Origin of the sequence: Mycolicibacterium komossense, assembly GCF_025822605.1 — a bacterium.
Lineage (GTDB): Bacteria > Actinomycetota > Actinomycetes > Mycobacteriales > Mycobacteriaceae > Mycobacterium > Mycobacterium komossense.
Genome location: NZ_JACKTY010000033.1, coordinates 262,570 through 283,180 on the forward strand (window position 1 = coordinate 262,570; position 20,611 = coordinate 283,180).

The window sequence follows — 20,611 nt, forward strand, 5'->3', positions numbered from 1 at the left end:
GCCGCCCGCCTCACTAGGCTGGACGGATGCGTTTGGGACGAGTCGCCAGCCCTGATGGGGTCGCCTTTGTCAGCATCGAGGGGGATACCGGTCAGGAAACTGCCCGGGAGATCGCCGAGCATCCCTTTGGGACGCCGACGTTCACCGGACGCGCGTGGCCCCTGGTCGATGTGAGATTGCTGGCGCCGATCCTGGCCAGCAAGGTGGTGTGCATGGGCAAGAACTACGCCGCCCACGCCGCCGAGATGGGCGGTGTCGCGCCGGAGGATCCGGTGATCTTCCTCAAGCCCAACACCGCGATCGTCGGACCCAACGTGCCGATCCAACTGCCCGCCGACGCGTTCCCCGTCCATCACGAGGGTGAACTAGCGGTGGTGATCGGCCGGCCGTGTAAGGACGTGCCTGCGGCGAAGGCGTACGAGAACATCCTGGGATACACCATCGCCAACGATGTGTCCGCGCGCGATCAACAGAAAAAAGACGGCCAGTGGATGCGCGCAAAGGGACATGACACGTTCTGCCCGGTGGGTCCGTGGATCGTCACCGACCTCGACCCGTCCGATCTGGATCTGCGCACCGAGGTCGTGCACGACGGCGTGGCCGAGGTGCGCCAGCACAGCCGGACCGCGCTGATGATTCACGACATCGGCGCCATCATCGAGTGGGTCTCGTCGGTGATGACATTGCTGCCCGGTGATCTCATCCTGACCGGGACGCCGGAGGGCGTCGGGCCGATCGAGGATGGCGACACCGTCAGCATCACCATCGAAGGGATCGGTACCTTGACCAATCCTGTTGTGCGTAAAGGAAAGTGATGAGCTCCTCAGTACGGGTCCGATTCTGTCCATCGCCGACGGGCACCCCACACGTCGGGCTGGTCCGCACCGCCCTGTTCAACTGGGCCTACGCGCGCCACACCGGCGGAACGTTCGTGTTCCGCATCGAGGACACCGACGCGGCGCGCGACAGCGCCGAGAGCTACGCCGCGATTCTCGACGCGCTGCGTTGGCTGGGGCTGAACTGGGACGAAGGCCCCGATATCGGCGGCCCCCATCAGCCCTACCGGCAGTCGCAGCGCGGCGAGATCTACCGCGACGTGGTGGCGAAGTTGCTCGAGGCCGGCGAGGTCTACGAGGCCTACTCGACGGCCGAAGAGGTCGAGGCGCGTCATCTGGCAGCGGGCCGAAATCCCAAACTGGGCTACGACAATCACGACCGCACCCTGACCGCGGAGGCTAAAGCCGCGTTCGAGGCCGAGGGGCGCAAGCCGGTGCTGCGGCTGCGGATGCCCGACGAAGATCTCAGCTGGGACGATCTGGTGCGGGGGACTACTACTTTCGCGGCAGGCACGGTGCCCGATTTCGCGATCACCCGCGCCAGCGGAGACCCGCTGTACACGTTGGTCAACCCGGTCGACGATGCGCTGATGAAGATCACCCACGTGCTGCGCGGTGAGGACATCCTGCCGTCCACACCGCGGCAGATCGCGCTCTACCAGGCACTGATCCGTATCGGGGTGGCCGAGGCGATACCCCAATTCGCGCATCTGCCAAGCGTTCTCGGCGATGGAAACAAGAAGCTGTCCAAACGCGATCCGCAGTCCAATCTGTTCCTGCACCGCGATCGTGGCTTCATCCCCGAGGGCCTGCTGAACTACTTGGCATTGCTGGGCTGGGGGATCGCCGACGATCACGACGTGTTCAGCCTCGACGAGATGGTTGCGGCCTTCGACGTCAAGAACGTGAATTCGAACCCGGCCCGCTTCGACCAGAAGAAGGCCGATGCGATCAACGCCGAACACATCCGGTTGTTGGCCCCCGATGATTTCGCGGCTCGGCTGCGGGACTTCTTCACCGTGCACGGCCATGACACCGGCCTCGACGACGCCCAGTTCGCGGAGGCGGCCGATCTCGTGCAGACCCGCATCGTGGTGCTCAGCGACGCGTGGACGTTGTTGAGCTTCCTCAACGACGCCGAGTACACACTCGACCCGAAGGCGGCAGCCAAGGAGCTCGGACCCGATGCCGCCCCGGTGCTGGAGGCCGCTGTGGCCGCGCTCGACGCGGTCGCGGACTGGACGACGGAGAACATCGAGGCGGCGCTGAAGTCGGCGCTGATCGAGACGCTCGAACTCAAACCGCGCAAAGCCTTCGGCCCGATCAGGGTGGCGGCGACGGGGTCCTCGGTCAGCCCCCCGCTGTTCGAGTCACTGCAGCTCTTGGGGCGCCAACGCAGTCTCACCCGGCTACGGAGCCCCGGCGGCGGGGCTCAGCTGACACCGGTGTGAAATCGCGGTCCAGATCTTTGGTAGTCTACTCGTCGGCCGTAAGTCGCTGGCCCAGATTGCGAAGTGCCGCTCGAAGAGTGCGGAAACCGTATCTGACCAGCTGATTTAGGTCGATTTTGGGGTATGGTGTAATTGGCAACACTAGGGATTCTGATTCCCTCATTCTAGGTTCGAGTCCTGGTACCCCAGCGAGGCAAAGCGATTAGGTCGGCACTTGAGGCCTGAGCTATGCTGACAACCCGGTTCGCCCAGAGATTTTGTGGGGGAGCCGTTACATATTGGTTCCGGCCCCGTCGTCTAGCGGCCTAGGACGCCGCCCTCTCACGGCGGTAGCGTGGGTTCGAATCCCATCGGGGCTACCAATGCAAGCGGCCCCCGGACACTGTCCGGGGGCCGCTGCTTTGTCTCCGGGGACGCCCGGATTGGTCAGCTCACTGTTCGGGCGCGGTGGACCCGGCCAGCGGCATCGGGGGCATGCCGAGCTTGCGGTGATCCCAGGAGCGGGTGCGCGCGGTGCCCAGTCGCACTGCGACCCGCTTGTTCATCATCATGTCGACACCCGGTTTCATCTCGTCGGTGTACGGCCCCGTGTAGCGCTCCCAGACGCTCACCCCGACCCGGAAGATGGTGTCGGGGTCGTCGACGATCTCGGCGGTTCCTTCGAAGGACACTCCGCGCAGGGTGTCGTAGGTGTCGCCGTCCTCGATCAGGAACGTAAACCGCGAATCCCGCAGCAAGTTGACGGCTTTCTGAGATTTGGCCTTTGTCTCCAGCCAGATCTCACCGTCCAGGACGCCGTACCACATGGCGACGAGGTGCGGCAGTCCCGTCGCGCCGATCGTGGCCAGAGTGCCGGTGCGACTGGTGTTGACGAAATCGGTGATTTCGTCGTCCGACATGACGATCCGATCGCGCTGATTGGTTCCCATGGCGTCAGTTTGTCAGGTGCGGGTCAGAGCAAGCCGGGTCGGGGTTCTACCGGCTCCCGCGCGGCTACGGGATCGGACCCGACACCGTGACGGCGGGCCGGCTCAAGTCGGCTCTGAGCACCTCGACCCGTGCCGCGGCGGTGCGCCGAACTGTGTCGGCGGCCCGCCGGGTCGCGGTGAACCGGGTGGTGATCCCCACGGTGGCGGGCGAGAGCTGCTCAGAGCTCAGCGAGTCGATCGTGATCCCGCGCCGGTGCAGATCCGAGGCGAAGCGCAGCAGCGCTTGAGTGTGATCCTGCGAACCGATCTCCACGGTGAGGGTGTGCGCCCAGGCAGGTTCGGTCCCGGCTGTTTCGCGAGGGTAGCCGGACGCGCGAGGGTAGCCGGACACAAAGGTCGTCGCCACGCCACGCCCGCCGCGGAGGTCGCTCGCCGGCGGGTCTTCCTGGACCTGACAGGTCATCTGGGGGCTCATATCGGCAGGCCCGCGCGTTCGACGCCGACGATCCGAGCGCCCCGGAAGAACCGCAGCAGCTCGGCGTCACCGTGTGCGCCGACACCGCTGCCGCCCCAGAAGCCCTGAGTGGAATCGGGGGTCAGGTCGAGCACACTGGTGCCATTGACCTTGACTTCGCCGCAGTCCAGCTCCGCGCCGAGCTCGAGCGCGGCGTCGAGGTCGGCGCTGAACACGTAACCGGCCAGGCCGGTGCTGCGGGAATTCGCCAGTTCCAATGCTTCTGCGTCACCGGATACCCGGTGCACGGTGAGTACCGGGCCGAAGATCTCGTCGACGGTGAGGTCGGTTGGGGCGTTGTCGATGACGACGGGTGGCGCAAACCAGCCCGGCAATTGGGGTCGCGCGGTCACGTCGTGCACCGTGCCGCCGGCCGCGGCGAGTTTCTCGACGGCGGCCGTGACGTGCTGGTACTGCGCCGAATGTGCTTGCGGGCCCATTGTGGACGTGCTGTCCAGGCAGTGGCCCAGCCGGATTTCTCGCAAGCGATCGAGAAGAGCGTCGACGAGCGCGTCATGCTTGCCGGCTACCACGGCGACGCTTCCGGGGCTCTCACACCATTGTCCGTTGAGTTTGGTGAAGCCACTGACCAACGCGTCGGCCGTGGCGTCGATATCGCAGTCGGCCCGGACGATCGCGGGGTTGTTGCTGCCGAGTTCTAGTTGCAGCGCCTTGCAGTCTGCGGCCCCGGCCCGCGCCACGGCCAGGCCCGCCACGCGTCCGCCGGTGAAGGACAACGCCCGGATGCGCGGGTCCGCCGCCAGCTGTTGGCCGACGTCCGCCCCACCGTGCACCAGTTGGAAGGTCGCCGACGGCAATCCGGCTTCGTCGATGGCGCGTTGCATGGCTTCGGCGAACAGGACTGCACCCGACGGTGCCCAATGCGACGGTTTGGCGATCACCGGGGCGCCGGCGGCGAGTGCGAAGGCAGTCTTCTTGGCGGTGACGAAAGTGGGTGCGTTCCACGGTGAAATCACGGCGGCAGGTCCCCACGGTAGGAACCGCAGTCGCACAGCAGCATCGGTTCCGGCCGAGTCGAGCTCGCCCGGGTCGCGTTCGAGGTGCGTCGCCGCCGAGTGCAGCGCATCGGACAAGCCCGCGGCGAACATGGTGGTCACCGAGAGCAGGACACCGGTATTGATGGCATCGCAGCGGGCGATGTCCGCGGAGCCTTCGGTGAGTAGTTCGGCGGCCCGGCGGAGCACGGCGGCACGGGTCGCGGCCGGTGCCTTGCGCCACGTGCCTGCCCGGTGCAGTGCCGCGGCGGCGGCGATCGCGTGGTCGACGCGGGTCGCGGCCGTCTGCCGCTGGCGTTGCAGCGGCTGCCCACTGTTCGGGTCGGTCAGGTCGGCGCCGAGATCACCTTCGGCGACCGACCACTGGCCGTCGACCAGATCTCGTTGAATGGTGAGTTCGATTGCGCTCGTCGTCACAGCCATGGGCCTCTCTCGTCGGCGACGGAACGCGCGAGTCATCGCGGCGGCACCGATCAGGGGTGCCGCCGACACGCGCGGTGGGAATGTCCTAGATGTTCTCCAGATAACGGTCACGGTCCCAGTCGGAAACCGACCGTAGGAACTGCAGCCACTCGTGTCGGGCGACCGCGGCATAGTGCGCGGTCACCTCTTTGTCGAAACTGCTTGCAGCAAAAGAGCTTTGAGCAAGTCGCTCGGCAGCGTCACCGAGGGTCATCGGAAGTTCGTCGCGCCGGTCGGCATAACCGTTACCCTGGCACGGCTCGCCGGGGTCGGTATTGCGGGTGATGCCGTCGCGCATGCTGGCTAGGACCGCGGCCGAGGCGAGGTAGGGGTTGACGTCGGCTCCAGGCAGCCGCATCTCCAGGCGATTTGCCGACGGGGCACCGGTGATGAGCCGGCACGTCGTCGTGCGGTTGTCGAACCCCCAGGTGAGGCCGTTGCCCGCGAAGTCCTGGCTGATGATCCGGCGCATCGAGTTGACCGTCGGTGCGTAGAACAGCATCAGGTCACCGACGTGATCCAGCACGCCCCCCACCGCATGACGCAACATGGGGCTGACGGTCTGTGGATCTTCGGCGTCATAGAGCGGAAAGCCGCCGTCGGCACTTTGCATCGAGGCATGCACGTGACAGGACGAGCCCATGCCGTCGGTGAGCGGCCGCGGCATGAATGTGGCGGTCATCCCGTGCGATCGGGCGAGGTCGATGACCGCACTCTTGAACAGCACATGGCGATCGGCGGTCTCGAGGGCGTCGGCGTACTCGAGGTTGATCTCCCATTGCCCCAGGCCGTATTCCGCCTGGGCGACCTCGACCGGTATTCCGCTGTCCTCCAATGCGTTGCGCACCGCCCTGAAGAACGGCTCCATGGCGTTGCCGGCCCCGATGGCATAGTCGGACCGCGCCAGGGTGGTCGGTTCCAGGTCGCGATACCCGGTGCGCCGCAGTTCGTCCGGAGTCCCGCGGTAAAGATGGAACTCCAGTTCGGTGGCGGTGTAGGCGATGAGTCGCTGGGCTTCGAGCTGTTCGGTCTGGCGGCGCAATATGGTCCGCGGAGCCAGAGACAGTGGTTCACCGGTGTGTTCGTCCACCGAGTCGGCCAGGCAGATCGCCGTGCCCTCGAGCCACGCGGCGCGGCGCAGTGTCTTCAGATCCGGCAGCAGCCGGAAGTCATGCCAACCGGTGTGTGCCCCCGCGAAGTCGACCTGAAGCGTGTCCATGTCCTGGTCCACATCCCAGGCGTAGACACAGCTGCACACGTGCAGGCCGGATTCGATGATCCGGTCGAAGGAGCGGACCGGCATGCGCTTGCCGAAGAGCCGGCCGTACAGGTCGATTCCGGCGACGACGACGGTGTCGATGCCGGACCGGCGCAATTCAGTGATGTCGAGCACAGCGTTCATCGTGTCAGCCACCCGCCGTCGACGGGCAGTTGTACGCCACTGATATATGACGCGTCGTCAGAAAGCAGGAATGACACTGCGGCCGCCATGTCGGCCGGGGCGCCGAGACGCTTGACCAGCAGTCGCGAGTCCATCACCGCCATCACTTCTGGCGAATTCAGGTCGACACCGGGCAGGAAGTTGGTGGGCACGGGGCCGGGTGCGATCGCGTTGACTCGCACGTTGTAGCGGGACAACTCGACGGCAAGGGCCTTGGTCAACATCTTCACGCCGCCCTTGGAGGCGTTGTAGTGCACCTGGGCGAAGCCTTGCGACGACACGACGACGTCGGCCTCGACGGTGGACAGATTGACCACCGCTCCGCGGTTGGCGTTGCGGAAGTAGGGAATGGCTAGTTGAGTGGTGATGTAGACGCCTTTGAGGTTGACGTCGAGCACCAGGTCCCACTCTTCGTCGGTCAGGTCTTCCAGTGACGACATCGTGATCAGGCCGGCGTTGTTGACCAGGTAGTCGAATCGCTGCCATTCGGTGGCGGTGGCCTCCAGTGCGGCGGCGACGGCCGTGCGGTCGCGGACATCGGCTACCAGGGCCAGCGCATGGCCGCCGGCCTCGCGAATGGTGTCGGCGGTTTCCTGGGCGTGGGCCTGGTTGATGTCGACGCAGGCCACCTTGGCGCCGTCGGCGGCCAGCCTGGTCGCGATGGCGCGGCCGATTCCGGAGCCTGCGCCCGTGACGAAGGCGACGCGATCCTCATGCGTTAACGACATTTTCCTCCTGCTTTCTTGCGGTGGTCGTGGTGTTTCGAAGCCGGGCGTTGTCGATGAGCCAGCCGAACAGCGGGTCGGTCCCGTCGAGCATTTCGGGGTGCCACTGGACGCCGACGACGGGGGCGTCGACTGCCTGGATGGCTTCGACGACGCCGTCGGGCGCACGCCCGGTGACGACGAGTCCGGTGCCGGATTCGGCTACTGCCTGGTGGTGCAGGCTGTTGACCGTGATCCGTGGACCGAACAGTTCGTAGGGGATGGATCCCTCGACGAGATCGACGGGGTGCGCACGATGCTGGCGCGGGTAGCCGAGAAAGCTGTGTGCTTCGCCGGAGTCATTCGGCAGGTGGGCGACGAGAGTGCCGCCTCTGCTGACGTTGATCAGCTGAGTGCCGCGGCAGATGCCGAGGACTGGTATGCCGCGCGCCCACGCGGCGTCGAGCAGCGCTAGTTCGAACTCGTCGCGCCAGGGTTCCAGTTCACTCGCGTGGGGGCCGGGTGCGGCGCCATAGCGGCGGGGGTCGACGTCCGCTCCGCCCGAGAGTACGAGCCCGTCCAACTGTTCGACGACCGCGACGGGATCGCACTCCATGCTCAGCAGCAGCGGAATCCCACCGGCCTGGGCGATGGCCGCGGAGTAGTCGACGAAGAACGTCTCGACGAGGGCGTCGCGAACCACCGGTACGAAGCCCGTGCCAGCGGTTTGGCGGCGGCCGGTGAGCCCAATCATGGGAGGGCGCCCGATGTGATCGTCGACATACTGGAGCATTGGACCTACGTTAGAACCATTGATTCGTTTCGTCAATATGGATCTAACGTTCTACCTTGATACCTATGGAGCTAGACCTGGGAAATCCCACCGTGAGCGGTGATATCGCGGCGCGGCTGCGCGCGCTGATACATGCGGGTGATCTCGGCCCGGGTGATCGGCTGGCCTCCGAGCGCGAGTTGGCCAAGCAGCTGGGGGTGGGCCGGGTCAGTATCCGGGAAGCGCTCCGGCTGCTCCAGGCGCGGGGCTATGTGGAGGTGCGCCGCGGCGCCACCGGGGGAACGTTCGTCACCCAACTAGATGAGCCTTACCAGGACTGGCTCCGGCAGATGCGGGCAAGCGTCAACGACATCAGCGACATCCTCGACTTGCGAGTCGGTCTGGAGGGCCGAGCGGCGGCACTGGCCGCGGTGCGGCGAACCGACGAGCAGTTGGCGGTGATGCGGTCGGCGATCGATGAATTGACCGACGCCGACTCGCGGGTGTCCTTCCGTAACTCCGACGCCCGATTCCACGGTGCCCTGGCGCAGGCCTCGGCCAACCCGAGACTGGAGTCCGCGATCGCACGGGCGCGCGGGGAAATGTTCGCGCCGCTCGACAAATTGGTCTTCACCGAGACCGTGGAGTCGACGAGGGTCGGCCATCTCGCGATCTATGAGGCTGTCCGGGATCAGGACCCCAAGAGGGCAACCCAAGCGGTCGACGACCACCTCGAACAGACTCGCCGCGAGCTGGGTCAGGTGATCGGCGACGACGGGCCTGCCGGCCCGTCGTCGCAAGCCTGAGCCCGTCGTTACTCGCTGCGGGTCGGGGCGGTCGTGGTGGCATCGACCGCCGATTCGGCGACCTCGCCGATCCCGAAGATATCCAGGCTGGTGCGCTGCTTGCGGACGGAGCCGATGATGAAACCGATGACCGCGACGACGGCCAGCAGCCACGGCAGGTTGTTGACGATCGCCGAATCCGTTCCGGTCAGCAGCGGATAGTTGTCGATGATCAGGAAGCAGACGGAGAACAGGCCGATGGCGGCCAGCCCGGGTGCCACGAAATGGGTCCACCAGTGCCGGTCTGGGCGCCGGGCGAAGAAGCCGATCACGGCGATCGAGGTCATCCCCATGAGTGCGATCACTCCGAGAGCGCCCAAGCCCGCCGTTTGGTTGCCGAGATCGAGGTAGGGATCGGCCCCTGCCAATGAATACCCTGCCACTGCCACGGCGATCAGCGCGGCCTGGGCGCAGGCCGCGACGTGCGGAGTCTGGAAGCGCCGGTGCGTACGTCCGAGTGCGCGCGGCAGGACGCCCTCGCGGCCGAACGCCATCAGATACCGAGTTGCCATGCCGTGCAGCGCGAACAGCACCGCGATCAGGCTGGTCAGCAGGAGCCAGCTCATGGCATGCACTGCCCAGCCGCCGAGAACGCCTCCAGCCGCGTTGAATACGAAGTTCCCGGGGTCGCTGGCGGCAGCCTGTGGTGCCGCGCTCCCTCCGGAAGCGGCGATCAGCGACCACGAGGACACCAGGTACACGATGCCGATGAACGCGATCGCAAGCTTGGTGGCACGCGGCACCGTTCGCCGTGGGTCTTTGGCTTCTTCGCCGAAGATCGCGGTGGCTTCGAATCCGATGAATGAGGTGAAGACGAACATGAATCCGATTCCCACCGCGCCACTGAAGATCTGGGTGGGGGAGAAGACGTCCATCGGATACGCGGCCGGCCCCTTGGTCACGAACGTCGCCACGTCCACGAGCAGCAGCAGCCCGGTCTCCAGGACAAGCAGCACGCCGAGCAGGCGGGCATTGATCTCGACGCCGATGATGCCGATGACCAGTGCCAGGGCTAGCAGTCCGAAGGAAAAGAACTGCCAAGGAATATGTAGCCCCAGCTCTGAGGCGAATATCTCGTTGGCGAAGTAACCCACCAGACCCACGACATAGAGCACGAGGGCGTTGTAGGCCAAGACGGCGACCAGTCCGGCAGCCATCCCCATCCGTCTTCCCAGTCCGACGCTCACGTAGGCGAAGAAGGCTCCCGCGTTCGTCACGTGACGGCTCATCGCGGCATAGCCGATGGCGAAGAGTGCGAGCACCAGGGCGGCGATCAGATAGGCGCCGGGGACACCGATTCCATTGCCCAGCCCCACCGCCAGTGGCATCGCGGTGGCCATCGCAGTCAGCGGCGCGGAGGTGGCGACCACCATGAAGACGATGCTGCGCACGCCCATGGCGCCGGCTTTGAGGTGATGTCCGGACGACGCCCCGGATCCGGAAACAAGTGGCTCTGCCATGAAGAACTCCATCTTCGTGCTGACGATCAGCGAAGTTTGGTTCTAAGGTAGTGCCATTGTCAATATGTCAAACGGAATTGATTGACATCTTTTCCTGCCGCAGTCCGGCGGGCGTGGGGCGGGCCCTCACAGCCGGCGGGTCAGCGCGTCGGCGGCCGCCAATAGGTCGGCAGCCCACCGGGCTCCGGGTCGCCGGCCCATCCGGTCGATCGGGCCGGATACCGATACGGCGGCGATCACCGCACCGCTGCGGTCGCGCACCGGCGCCGAGACACTGGCCACACCCGGTTCGCGCTCGGCCGCGCTTTGCGCCCAGCCCCGCCGGCGGACCTCGGCCAAGCTGCGTTCGGTGAATTTGGCACCCGGCAGCACATCCTGCTGGGTGGCCGAATCACTGTATGCCAGAAGCACTTTGGCGCCGGAACCGGCTGTCATCGGCATCCTGGTGCCGACGGGCACGGTATCGCGAAGCCCCGCAGGCGGTTCAAGGGCCGCGACACAGATTCGCGACGTGCCCTCGCGACGGTAGATCTGCACGCTCTCGCCGGTGATCTCGCGCAATCTCGGTAACACCACGGCGCCGGCGGCGACCAGTGGATCGTTGATCTGGCCGGCCAGCTCAGTGATCCCGGGGCCCAGTCGCCAGCGGCCCTCACTATCGCGAGCCAGCAGTCGATGAACTTCCAGACCGGCGGCGAGGCGGTGCGCGGTGGCCCGGGGCAGTCCGGTCCGCTGACACAGTTCGGCCAGGCCGCAGGGCGACTCGGCAATCACATGCAGCACGGTCACCGCTTTGTCGAGAACGCCGATACCGCTATCCTGTCTCACAGAGAGATACTAGCTTCCCGAATGCTGAGATCGCCAGCCCCGACGATTCAGCGAGCCCGCGGGAAACCGAGAACTACTCGAATCGAGATGTGATGGCCAACAAAGACAAGCAACCACGAACCATGGCCGAAAAGGTCTGGGCGGACCACGTCGTCGCCTCAGCCGACGGCGAACCCGACCTGATCTATATCGACCTACACCTTGTGCACGAGGTCACCAGCCCGCAGGCGTTCGACGGTCTGCGGCTCGCGGGTCGGCCGGTGCACCGCCCGGATCTGACGATCGCCACCGAGGACCACAACGTGCCGACGGTCGACATCGACAAGCCGATCGCAGACCCGGTCTCGCGCACTCAGGTCGAGACGTTGCGGCGCAATTGCGAAGAGTTCGGCATCCGGCTGCACCCGATGGGCGATGTCGAGCAGGGCATCGTGCACATCATCGGTCCGCAACTGGGACTGACCCAGCCGGGAATGACGGTGGTGTGCGGTGACAGTCACACCTCGACCCATGGTGCGTTCGGCGCACTGGCGATGGGGATCGGCACCTCAGAGGTCGAACATGTGCTCGCCACGCAGACTCTGCCGCTGCGGCCGTTCAAGACGATGGCGATCAACGTGGACGGTCAACTGCCGCCCGGAGTCACCGCCAAGGACATCATCCTGGCCGTGATCGCCAAGATCGGCACCGGCGGCGGCCAGGGCCACGTCCTGGAGTACCGGGGCAGCGCCATCGAGGCGTTGTCGATGGAAGGCCGGATGACGGTGTGCAACATGAGCATCGAAGCCGGCGCCCGGGCGGGCCTGGTGGCGCCTGACGAGACGACCTACGCCTACCTCAAAGGTCGGCCACATGCGCCGACGGGTGCGGACTGGGACAACGCGGTGGCGGCGTGGGATCAGCTACGCACCGACGAGGGCGCGGAGTTCGACACGGAGATCTACATCGACGCCGCGACGCTGAGTCCATTCGTCACCTGGGGAACCAATCCCGGCCAAGGCGTCCCGCTGTCGGCGGCAGTGCCGGACCCGGAGCTGATGACCGACGACGGTGCCAAGCAGTCCGCCGAGAAGGCGTTGACCTACATGGATTTATCTCCGGGACAACCGATGCGCGATATCGCGGTGGATGCAGTCTTCGTCGGTTCGTGCACCAACGGCCGGATCGAGGACCTGCGGGTTGTCGCCGAAGTGCTGCGCGACCGGAAAGTGGCCGACGGAGTCCGGATGCTCATAGTTCCCGGCTCGATGCGGGTCAAGGCCCAGGCTGAATCCGAAGGGCTCGTTGAGATCTTCACTGCCGCGGGCGCGGAGTGGCGGCAAGCGGGATGCTCGATGTGCCTTGGCATGAATCCCGATCAGCTGGCGCCGGGCGAGCGGTGCGCATCGACGTCCAACCGAAACTTCGAGGGCCGCCAGGGCAAGGGTGGGCGTACCCATCTGGTTTCGCCTGCGGTCGCCGCAGCCACCGCGGTGCGCGGAACCCTGTCGTCACCAGCCGATCTGAGCAGGTAGAGGAGAAACCTATGAAAGCCTTCCATACCCATACCGGGATCGGGGTCCCCCTGCGGCGATCCAATGTGGACACCGATCAGATCATTCCTGCGGTGTACCTGAAGCGGGTTACCCGAACGGGTTTCGAGGACGGATTGTTCGCCGCGTGGCGCAACGACCCGAGTTTCATTCTGAATCTGAGTCCGTTCGACAAAGGCTCGGTGTTGGTCGCCGGACCCGACTTCGGCACGGGTTCGTCGCGCGAGCACGCCGTGTGGGCGCTCATGGACTACGGATTCCGGGTGGTTATCTCGTCGAGGTTCGCGGACATTTTTCGCGGCAACGCCGGAAAGGCGGGGCTGTTGGCTGCCGAAGTCGCCCAAGATGACGTCGAACTTCTTTGGAAGTTGATCGAGCAGAGCCCGGGCTTGGAAATCACTGTGAACCTTCAAGATCGGAATATCACCGCGGGAACAGTGGTGGTGCCGTTCACGATTGACGACTACACCGCGTGGCGACTGACCGAAGGACTTGACGATATAGGCCTTACGCTGCGGAAACTCGAATCAATCCAGGCATATGAAGCGGCCCGTCCGACCTGGAAGCCGCGGACTCTTCCGGTGCCCTGACGGGGTCCCTGGGCGTCTGAGATACCCGAATTCGCGTCACTCTGAGGGGAACTCAGGACCGGTTCCGACCCCCCAAGGGGGGCAACCTGATTGCGAAAAACACCGTTAGCAATGGCTGAAATTGCGCGTGGCTCTTGGATATCAGCCGTATTAGGGTTTAACGTGTCCTCTAGTCGGTCCAAGTAGGACCACTGGCTTCGGAGGTTTTGCATGAACAAAGCAGAGCTCATCGACGTACTCACGGAGAAGTTGGGCTCGGATCGTCGGCAGGCTACCGCTGCCGTCGAGAACGTTGTCGACACCATCGTGCGTGCGGTTCACAAGGGCGACAGCGTCACAATCACCGGCTTCGGTGTCTTCGAGCAGCGCAAGCGCGCTGCTCGCGTCGCACGCAATCCGCGGACCGGCGAGACCGTAAAGGTGAAGCCGACTTCCGTGCCCGCTTTCCGCCCCGGTGCGCAATTCAAAGCGGTTGTGTCTGGCTCACAGCGCCTTCCGGCTGACGGTCCTGCCGTCAAGCGTGGCGTCGTGGCCGGCCCGGCCAAGAGGGCAGGGGCGGCGAAGGCAACAAAGGCTGCAGCCAAGAAGGCTCCGGCCAAGAAGGCCGCCGTCAAGGCCGCACCGGTCAAGAAGGCCGTAGTCGCCAAGAAGGCGCCCGTTGCCAAGAAGGCTCCGGTCGCCAAGAAGGCTCCGGTCGCCAAGAAGGCTCCGGTCGCCAAGAAGGCTCCGGTCGCCAAGAAGGCGCCCGCGACCAAGGCTCCGGTCGCCAAGAAGGCCGCAACCAAGGCTGCTCCGGTGAAGAAGGCTGTCACCAAGGCGCCCGCCAAGAAGGCGCCCGTCGCCAAGAAGGCGCCGGTCAAGAAGGCCGCGACCAAGGCTCCGGTGAAGAAGGCTGCCGTCAAGGCTCCTGTCGCCAAGAAGGCGCCGGCCAAGAAGGGCCGCAAGTAGCTCTGAACTCAAATACGCCGCGGGACCATCGGTCCCGCGGCGTATTTCGGTGTCAGGACTGGTTATCGCTCGCTGGCCAGCGGACTGCTGACGTGGTCGGCTGCCACCAGGCGTCGTCCCGACAGGGATAGCACCCACACGCTGCCTTTGCGATTGCGCGACTTGTCCGGGCGGACGCCGTCGCGGTCACACCACCACTGGATCAGATCGGGAATCACCCTGCCCTGGGTGCAGATGACGCGGGTGCCGGGCTTGTCCGCGATGTCCAGCACGCGTTGGCGAGTGCGCTTGTGATTACTGGCATACGACTCCTCGGTCAACACCGGTTCGTCGCGAATAGTCACACCAAGTTCCTCGGCCAACGGCTCGATGGTCTGGTGGCAACGGGTACGGGCGGCGGCGTGCAGATCGGTGGCGCCGAACGCCAACAGCAGGCCGACCAGCGATTCCGCTTGGGCCCGCCCGTGTTTGTCCAGCGGTCGTTTGCGGTCATCACCCTTGTAGCGGCTTTTGCGGCCGGCCGTCCCGTGTCGCACGATCAGCAGCGTCTTGGTGTCCGCGGGCTGTTTGGTGAACCGGCGCAATACCTTCCGATCGTGCGGGTAGCCCACCTGGATCATCGCCTCGGAGACAGGCAGCCAGACCAACTTGTCCACCTCGTCGTTGGGGGTGAAGTCGGCCTCGATCTCGGCGGTTGGGCCGGCTACCCGTGCGGACCAGTACCAGACCTTTTTGGTGCCACCCTCGATCGGATAGCTGACGGACATCAGCCGTCGCCCCAGCACCGACGGCAGCCCGGTCTCTTCCTGGATTTCGCGTACCGCTGTCACCGGCTCTATCTCACCCGGATCGACCTTGCCCTTGGGCAGGGACCAGTCGTCGTAGCGCGGGCGATGGATGACTGCCACCTCTGTGCCGGCTGCGCCGGGTCGCCATAAGACAGCCCCGGCCGCAAGTACAGGTTTAGTCCGTTCTGGCACCTCAACTCCTGCAGGTCTATTCGGTTGAAGCGCAATCGAGACGCCCGGCCAAGTCAGTGATTCCGGTGCTTGTCCATCAGGTAGGCCTGGTGGTCGCGCACGGTCTGCCCCTCCTGCGGAGACGCTGTCCAACGGCCGTCGGGTCCCAGCTCCCAGCATCGGGTGGCGGGATCCATGGCCGATTCGAACATGTCGTCCAACGCAGCGGTCAGTCTCGGATCCTTGACTTGAGCCATCACCTCGACGCGCCGGTCGAGATTACGATGCATCATGTCGGCGCTGCCGATCCAGAACTCGTCGATGGCGCGGAAGTGAATAGTTCGCGAGTGTTCGAGGAAGCGGCCGAGAATTGAGCGGACCGTGATGTTCTCGGAGTAACCGTCGGCGCCGGGCCGTAGTGCGCAGATGCCCCGCACCACCACCTCGATCTTGACCCCGGCCTGCGAGGCCCGATACAGCGCGTCGATGACCTGCTCGTCGACGAGGGCGTTGGCCTTCAACCGGATCCGTGCGTCGGCACCGTCACGGGCCGCCGCCACCTCACGTTCGATCCGCTCGATGATGCCCTTGCGCACACTGTGGGGAGCCACCAGCAGATTCCGGTAGGTGACCTTGCGGGAGTAGCCCGTCAGTGAGTTGAACAGGTCAGTCAGGTCGGCACCGATGTCGGGGGAGGCCGTCAGCAGGCCGACATCTTCGTAGAGCCGCGCGGTCTTCGGGTTGTAGTTGCCCGTCCCGATGTGGCAGTACCGCCGGATCGTCGAACCCTCGCGCCGCACGACCAGACAGGTCTTGCAGTGCGTCTTGAGTCCGATCAATCCGTAGACGACGTGCACGCCCGCCTGCTCCAGCGCTCTGGCCCACTTGATGTTGGCCTGCTCGTCGAAGCGGGCCTTGATCTCGACCAGTGCCACGACCTGCTTACCGGCTTCGGCCGCGTCGATGAGGGCGTTGACAATGGGGGAGTCGCCGGATGTGCGATACAGAGTTTGCTTGATCGCCAGCACATTCGGATCGGCTGCGGCCTGTTCGATGAACCGTTGCACAGTGGTCGAGAACGAGTCGTACGGGTGGTGCACCAGCACATCCCCGTCGCGCAGCGTGGAGAAGATGCTCTTGGGGGTCTCCCGCTCACCGAATGCCGGCGGGGTTGCCGGTACGAAGGTCGGATCCTTGAGCTTCGGGCGGTCGACGCCGTAGATCTGCCACAGCGAGGACAGATCCAGCAGGCCCGGAACCTCGATCACGTCACCGGGATTGACGTCGAGCTCACGCAACAACAACTCCAGCATGTTCTCGGTCATATCGTCGGCGACCTCGAGCCGCACCGGCGAACCGAACCGCCGGCGAGCAAGCTCGCGTTCGAGCGCCTTCAGCAGATCTTCGTCGCGGTCCTCTTCGACCTCGAAGTCGGCGTTGCGGGTGATCCGGAAGGCATGGTGCTCGACGATCTCCAAACCCGGGAACAACACGGAGAGGAACGCCGCGATCAGTTCTTCCATCGGCAGGAACCGGACGACATCGTGTGTGTCGATGCCGCCGCTGTTAGCTCCGTCACCCTTGGGGCGGCCGTCGAGTTGCACGAAACGATCGACGTTGTCGGGGACCTTGATCCTCGCGAAATGCTGTGTGCCGTCTTCAGGCTGGCGCACGGTGATGGCCAGGTTGAGGCTCAGGCCACTCACGAACGGGAACGGGTGCGCGGGGTCGACGGCCAATGGGGTCAGCACGGGGAAGACCTGTTCGTGGAAATACGTCGAGAGCCTGCTGCGCTCGCCGTCGTTGAGGTCAGCCCAGTTGACCACCAAGATGCCTTCGTCGGCCAGCGCCGGTCGGACCGAGTCGAGAAAAACGCGGGCATGCCTGCTGGCGATCTGCTGAGTGCGCTCGCCGATCCGGCGCAGCTGTTCGCGCGGAGACAGCCCGTCGGCGCTGCGGACCGAAAGGCCCATCTCGTCGCGGCGTTTGAGCCCGGCGACCCGCACCATGTAGAACTCGTCGAGGTTGGACGAGAAGATCGCGAGGAACTTGGCGCGCTCCAACAGCGGCAGCGATGTGTCTGCGGCCAGGGCGAGTACGCGGGCATTGAAGTCCAGCCAACTCAGCTCGCGATTGAGATACCGATCCTCGGGCAGTGGATCCTGCTCCTGGAGGCTGGTCGCCGCAGGTGGAGCCTCCGGTGCGGGGTTACCGGCCTGCCAACCGTCCTCGCCGGAAGCTGCATCGGTCTCGGTCGCATCGGTGTCGGTCACACCCGTGATCATTCCTCATCGCACAAGCCATCGCTAGCGTGTGTCTTCTCCCTGGCACGGCCGGCGGGACATTGATCGAGCAGAGCGAATGATCGCTCAACGACGTTGCGGCCCTTGTGCACCTGCTGATCAAGGTGTCGTAGTGGCTGTTCTGGTCAGGTGAAACCGGTGCATGTCGTCATCGATGCCGTCAGCTGTCCAGTTCAAAGCCGAGAAAAACGCGAGCGCCGCCGTGTTCTCGGGGTTGACAAATGCGATCCATCCCCCCGTTTTCGGGTGATGCGGCCAGTTGATCGCAGCCCTGAGTGCGGCGCTGCCGATGCGACATCGTCGTCGTGCGGGGTCGACTGCGATATCGGTGATCCCGTGAGTGTGCCCGGACCGGTCCCACGCGACACCGACCAGCGCGACGGCTGTGCCGTCCGACTGCTCGATGACCAACTGCACGCCATCGTGGTCGGAAGTGACATGGTCGAGCCACTCGGTGTCGAGAGGCCCCAGCGCGCTATTTACGGTTTCGTCCTCGAACCAACGCTGCACCCAAGCCCAATCGGACCGTTCGAACCTCCGCGCACGCAGGCGCTCGGCGCTCGGCGGCAGTGGCGTTCGATCCGGTCTCGACACGGTGATCCTCCCAAATCTGTTGCTTGGCAATGATTTTTGACAACCCGTGGCGGCTCAGTGGTCGCACAGTGCGTAGGTGAGCAGTGTCACGATATCGGGTTGCGCTTCGGGTGCCTGCGTGAACGTGATCGAGACCGCGCGACCTTCGGTCGTTGCAGCAGAAATTGTGTAGTAGCCGGGGATGGCTCCGGTGTGGCCGATGAGTCTGGCGCCGCAGGGGAGGTCGGTGACATTGATTCCGATGCCGTATCCGGTTCGGCGGTCTCCGTTGGGGGTGAACTGTTGCATCTGCACCAGCTGGGCGGATTCGACGACTTTGCCGTTCGCCAGGCCGAGGTAGAAGGTGTTGAGATCTGCGCCGGTGGAGACGATGGCACCCGCCGCCCAGGGAATCGATGGTTCGATCCGGGATGCGTCGGTCACAACACCGTTGTCGTTCTCGTAGCCGTGGGGGTGCGGGCCCCGAATGCCGAGTTCCCCCGGTGCGGGAAGGTAAGTGTCGTTGAGGCCGAGGGGTTTCAACAGTCGCGTGGTCAGCTCGTCTGCGTAGCTGTTGCCGGTGATCGTCTCGATCAAGATGCCACCGATGAGATAGTTGGTGTTGGTGTATTTGTACTGGGCTCCCGGAGGGAACTGGGCCGGATACTCGAGCGCGACGGCCAACGCCTCGGAGGGTGTCATCGTTCGATGTTCGGCGGCCGCTTTCAGTTCGTCGGTGCGTGGGTCTCCGGAGAATTCGGGGAGACCACTTCGGTGCTGAAGAATGTGGCGCACAGTGATATTGCGACCGTCCACGCCCTCACCCGAGATCAGTCCAGGTAGATATCTGTCGATGGGGTCGTCCAGATACAGTCTCCCTTCACTGTTTAGCTGCATCAGTATCGAAGCGGTGAACGACTTGGTGATGCTGCCTATTCGGACCTGTGAGTTCTCCGGCATGGGTTCTCCGGTATCACGGTTTCCCACTCCGCTGGTGAGGGTGGTGGTGTGTCCGTCGGCAGTGAGCGTGGCTGTTATGCCCGTCACGCCGGAGTCGACGATCTTGTCGATCTCGGATTGCACGGCCGCGTCGCGGCCGGGGGTGAAAGTGGCCGGCTGGGTGAGTGATCTTTCCGAGCTGGTGGCGCAGCCGGTCGGCAAGACGCTGGCAGCTGATACGACGACGGCTGTCGTCAGCATCTGGAGGGGCCTGGCTATCGGGGATCCGATCGACATAACGGCAACTTCCTTGTGTCCGGCCACATTCCGGGTATCGGTCGGCAACGACGGCGGGGGTTCGTGCGCTTTACTGTCTGGCGTCAAGTACTTCCAGCAGTGAGTCGATGGTGTTGACGACGAGATCTGGTTCGTCGTGGATGATCATGTGACCGCTCTCGGTTGCGGTGACCAGGGTGCTGTCGGTGGACAGCTCAAGCATTTTCCGTTGCCCGTCCTGCCAGATCGTCTCGAGCTGTTTGCCGATTTCGGGGGGAATGCCGGCAGTGGCGTAGTCCTGGGATCTGCCTCGGGCAATGATGCGAACGGGAAGGGCGCCAAGGTGCTGGCCTCGGATCGCGTCCTCGGTGAGATGGGCCAGATCAGCTTCCTGTTGCTTGGTGGTGAAGTAGCTCGGGGAGGCGATGACATCGAGGAAGGCTTCCCGGTCTGGTGGCGCGACGAGTCCGTCCAGTAGGACATTCGAGAACATGCGTAGGGCCCCGGACATCTTGAGTGCCGTCAAGATCGGAGGTGGCGGGTTGCCGGCGAATCCGGCTTGTTCGAGGAGTTTTCGTGTCCTGCGGTCGTCGTCCTCCGGTCGGGCGTCGATGAGGACGAGGCCAGCGACGTCGTCGGGATGAAGCTGTGCGAATTCGCGCATGTACATTCCGCCGAGAGAATGCCCCACCAGCACGTATGGCCCCTTCAGTCCGCGAGCGTGCAGAGCGGTGCGCAGCTCGGTGACGATATGTGCTCCGGTGCGCGGATTCGGGGATACCGCACTCCATGCGTAGCCGGCGCGGTCGTAGGTGATCACCGTGGCGTTCGCGGCGAGTGCGGCGGGGATATTGCGCCACGACAGACTCGTTTCACCGCTGCCCGCTTCCATGACCACCACCGAGCCGCCCGTGCCCTGCTTGACCATGTGCAGGTCGAAGCCGCCGGCATCGACGAGTTCTCCGGGCATCGCGATGTGCGCTTTCCTGTTCGCTGTGACCAGATATTCGGCTGCGGCACCGGTGACGCCGAGGGCCAAGAAAAGCACTCCGACCGCGGCGATCCCACGAAATATTTTCCGGCCAAGCACTTTTCGCCGACTGCGCTCAACAGAAACCGGATGCGGGCGCCCTCCAGGAACCGATTTCGCATGCGATGACGGCTCCGAGATCATGACCACCCTTAAATAGTACGACTGTGTTAACAAAAACATGCTAGCACGACTGTGTACAT

General features: G+C 64.6%; 19 protein-coding genes and 2 tRNA genes. 8 read left to right on the forward strand and 13 right to left on the reverse strand.

Going from position 1 to position 20,611, the window contains the following annotated elements; all coding sequences use genetic code 11:
* The first annotated feature begins 26 nt into the window (after positions 1–26).
* The 4 genes from H7J73_RS21820 (at position 27) to H7J73_RS21835 (ending at position 2,649) form a co-directional block, all read left to right on the forward strand.
* Complete coding sequence (locus tag H7J73_RS21820; protein WP_264069759.1) at positions 27–815, forward strand: fumarylacetoacetate hydrolase family protein; 789 nt, start codon at positions 27–29, stop codon at positions 813–815.
* The gene (gene gltX, locus H7J73_RS21825; RefSeq protein ID WP_264069760.1) at positions 815–2,287 is read left to right on the forward strand and encodes a glutamate--tRNA ligase; all 1,473 of its coding nucleotides are present in this window, start codon (positions 815–817) and stop codon (positions 2,285–2,287) included. The genes H7J73_RS21820 and gltX overlap by 1 nt, the downstream gene beginning before the upstream one ends.
* A gap of 117 nt (positions 2,288–2,404) precedes the next feature.
* Positions 2,405–2,476 (forward strand) — tRNA-Gln (locus tag H7J73_RS21830).
* A 97-nt stretch (positions 2,477–2,573) separates the two neighbouring features.
* Positions 2,574–2,649, forward strand: a tRNA-Glu gene (locus H7J73_RS21835).
* 69 nt (positions 2,650–2,718) lie between these two features.
* Here the strand turns inward: H7J73_RS21835 and H7J73_RS21840 are convergent.
* From H7J73_RS21840 to H7J73_RS21865, 6 genes are all read right to left on the reverse strand, one after another.
* The gene (locus H7J73_RS21840; protein WP_264069761.1) at positions 2,719–3,216 is read right to left on the reverse strand and encodes a PPOX class F420-dependent oxidoreductase; all 498 of its coding nucleotides are present in this window, start codon (positions 3,214–3,216) and stop codon (positions 2,719–2,721) included.
* Between the two features lie 64 nt (positions 3,217–3,280).
* Complete coding sequence (locus H7J73_RS21845; protein WP_264069763.1) at positions 3,281–3,679, reverse strand: ACT domain-containing protein; 399 nt, start codon at positions 3,677–3,679, stop codon at positions 3,281–3,283.
* A gap of 8 nt (positions 3,680–3,687) precedes the next feature.
* Positions 3,688–5,169, reverse strand: a complete 1,482-nt coding sequence (locus H7J73_RS21850; RefSeq protein ID WP_264069765.1) for an aldehyde dehydrogenase family protein — start codon at positions 5,167–5,169, stop codon at positions 3,688–3,690.
* 85 nt (positions 5,170–5,254) lie between these two features.
* Entirely contained in the window at positions 5,255–6,610 is a 1,356-nt protein-coding gene (locus H7J73_RS21855; protein ID WP_435405555.1) for a glutamine synthetase family protein, read from the reverse strand.
* The gene (locus H7J73_RS21860; protein ID WP_264069767.1) at positions 6,607–7,377 is read right to left on the reverse strand and encodes an SDR family NAD(P)-dependent oxidoreductase; all 771 of its coding nucleotides are present in this window, start codon (positions 7,375–7,377) and stop codon (positions 6,607–6,609) included. The genes H7J73_RS21855 and H7J73_RS21860 overlap by 4 nt, the downstream gene beginning before the upstream one ends.
* Positions 7,361–8,146 carry a gamma-glutamyl-gamma-aminobutyrate hydrolase family protein gene (locus H7J73_RS21865; protein WP_264069768.1) on the reverse strand — a complete coding sequence of 262 codons (786 nt, stop codon included), beginning with the start codon at positions 8,144–8,146 and terminating at the stop codon, positions 7,361–7,363. The genes H7J73_RS21860 and H7J73_RS21865 overlap by 17 nt, the downstream gene beginning before the upstream one ends.
* Positions 8,147–8,211: 65 nt before the next feature.
* Here H7J73_RS21865 and H7J73_RS21870 point away from each other — a divergent pair, with 65 nt between their 5' ends.
* Positions 8,212–8,931 (forward strand): FadR/GntR family transcriptional regulator, encoded by a 720-nt coding sequence (locus H7J73_RS21870; RefSeq protein WP_264069769.1) that lies wholly within the window; start codon positions 8,212–8,214, stop codon positions 8,929–8,931.
* Between the two features lie 8 nt (positions 8,932–8,939).
* Here the strand turns inward: H7J73_RS21870 and H7J73_RS21875 are convergent, their stop codons facing one another.
* Together H7J73_RS21875 and H7J73_RS21880 are read right to left on the reverse strand one after the other, a co-directional pair.
* Positions 8,940–10,430: an APC family permease gene (locus H7J73_RS21875; protein ID WP_264069770.1), complete on the reverse strand. Its 1,491-nt coding sequence runs from the start codon at positions 10,428–10,430 to the stop codon at positions 8,940–8,942.
* 126 nt (positions 10,431–10,556) lie between these two features.
* Positions 10,557–11,258 (reverse strand): IclR family transcriptional regulator, encoded by a 702-nt coding sequence (locus H7J73_RS21880; RefSeq protein ID WP_264069771.1) that lies wholly within the window; start codon positions 11,256–11,258, stop codon positions 10,557–10,559.
* A 92-nt stretch (positions 11,259–11,350) separates the two neighbouring features.
* On the opposite strand from H7J73_RS21880, the gene leuC reads away from it, so the two are divergent.
* From leuC to H7J73_RS21895, 3 genes are all read left to right on the forward strand, one after another.
* Positions 11,351–12,772: a 3-isopropylmalate dehydratase large subunit gene (gene leuC, locus H7J73_RS21885; RefSeq protein WP_264069772.1), complete on the forward strand. Its 1,422-nt coding sequence runs from the start codon at positions 11,351–11,353 to the stop codon at positions 12,770–12,772.
* Between the two features lie 11 nt (positions 12,773–12,783).
* On the forward strand, positions 12,784–13,380 hold the full coding sequence (leuD, locus tag H7J73_RS21890; RefSeq protein ID WP_264069773.1) for a 3-isopropylmalate dehydratase small subunit: 597 nt from the start codon (positions 12,784–12,786) through the stop codon (positions 13,378–13,380).
* 210 nt (positions 13,381–13,590) lie between these two features.
* The gene (locus H7J73_RS21895) at positions 13,591–14,328 is read left to right on the forward strand and encodes an HU family DNA-binding protein (protein WP_264069774.1); all 738 of its coding nucleotides are present in this window, start codon (positions 13,591–13,593) and stop codon (positions 14,326–14,328) included.
* Positions 14,329–14,390: 62 nt separating this feature from the next.
* Here H7J73_RS21895 and mutT1 read toward each other — a convergent pair whose 3' ends face one another.
* The 5 genes from mutT1 to H7J73_RS21920 form a co-directional block, all read right to left on the reverse strand.
* Positions 14,391–15,308, reverse strand: a complete 918-nt coding sequence (gene mutT1, locus H7J73_RS21900; RefSeq protein ID WP_264069776.1) for an 8-oxo-(d)GTP phosphatase MutT1 — start codon at positions 15,306–15,308, stop codon at positions 14,391–14,393.
* A gap of 53 nt (positions 15,309–15,361) precedes the next feature.
* Complete coding sequence (locus tag H7J73_RS21905; RefSeq protein WP_264069777.1) at positions 15,362–17,560, reverse strand: RNA degradosome polyphosphate kinase; 2,199 nt, start codon at positions 17,558–17,560, stop codon at positions 15,362–15,364.
* Between the two features lie 129 nt (positions 17,561–17,689).
* On the reverse strand, positions 17,690–18,184 hold the full coding sequence (locus H7J73_RS21910) for a GNAT family N-acetyltransferase (protein ID WP_264069778.1): 495 nt from the start codon (positions 18,182–18,184) through the stop codon (positions 17,690–17,692).
* A 54-nt stretch (positions 18,185–18,238) separates the two neighbouring features.
* A complete protein-coding gene (locus H7J73_RS21915) occupies positions 18,239–19,399 on the reverse strand; it encodes a serine hydrolase domain-containing protein (protein ID WP_264069779.1) in 1,161 nt (386 codons plus the stop codon).
* A gap of 70 nt (positions 19,400–19,469) precedes the next feature.
* Entirely contained in the window at positions 19,470–20,426 is a 957-nt protein-coding gene (locus H7J73_RS21920; protein ID WP_264069780.1) for an alpha/beta fold hydrolase, read from the reverse strand.
* Between the last annotated feature and the right edge of the window lie 185 nt (positions 20,427–20,611).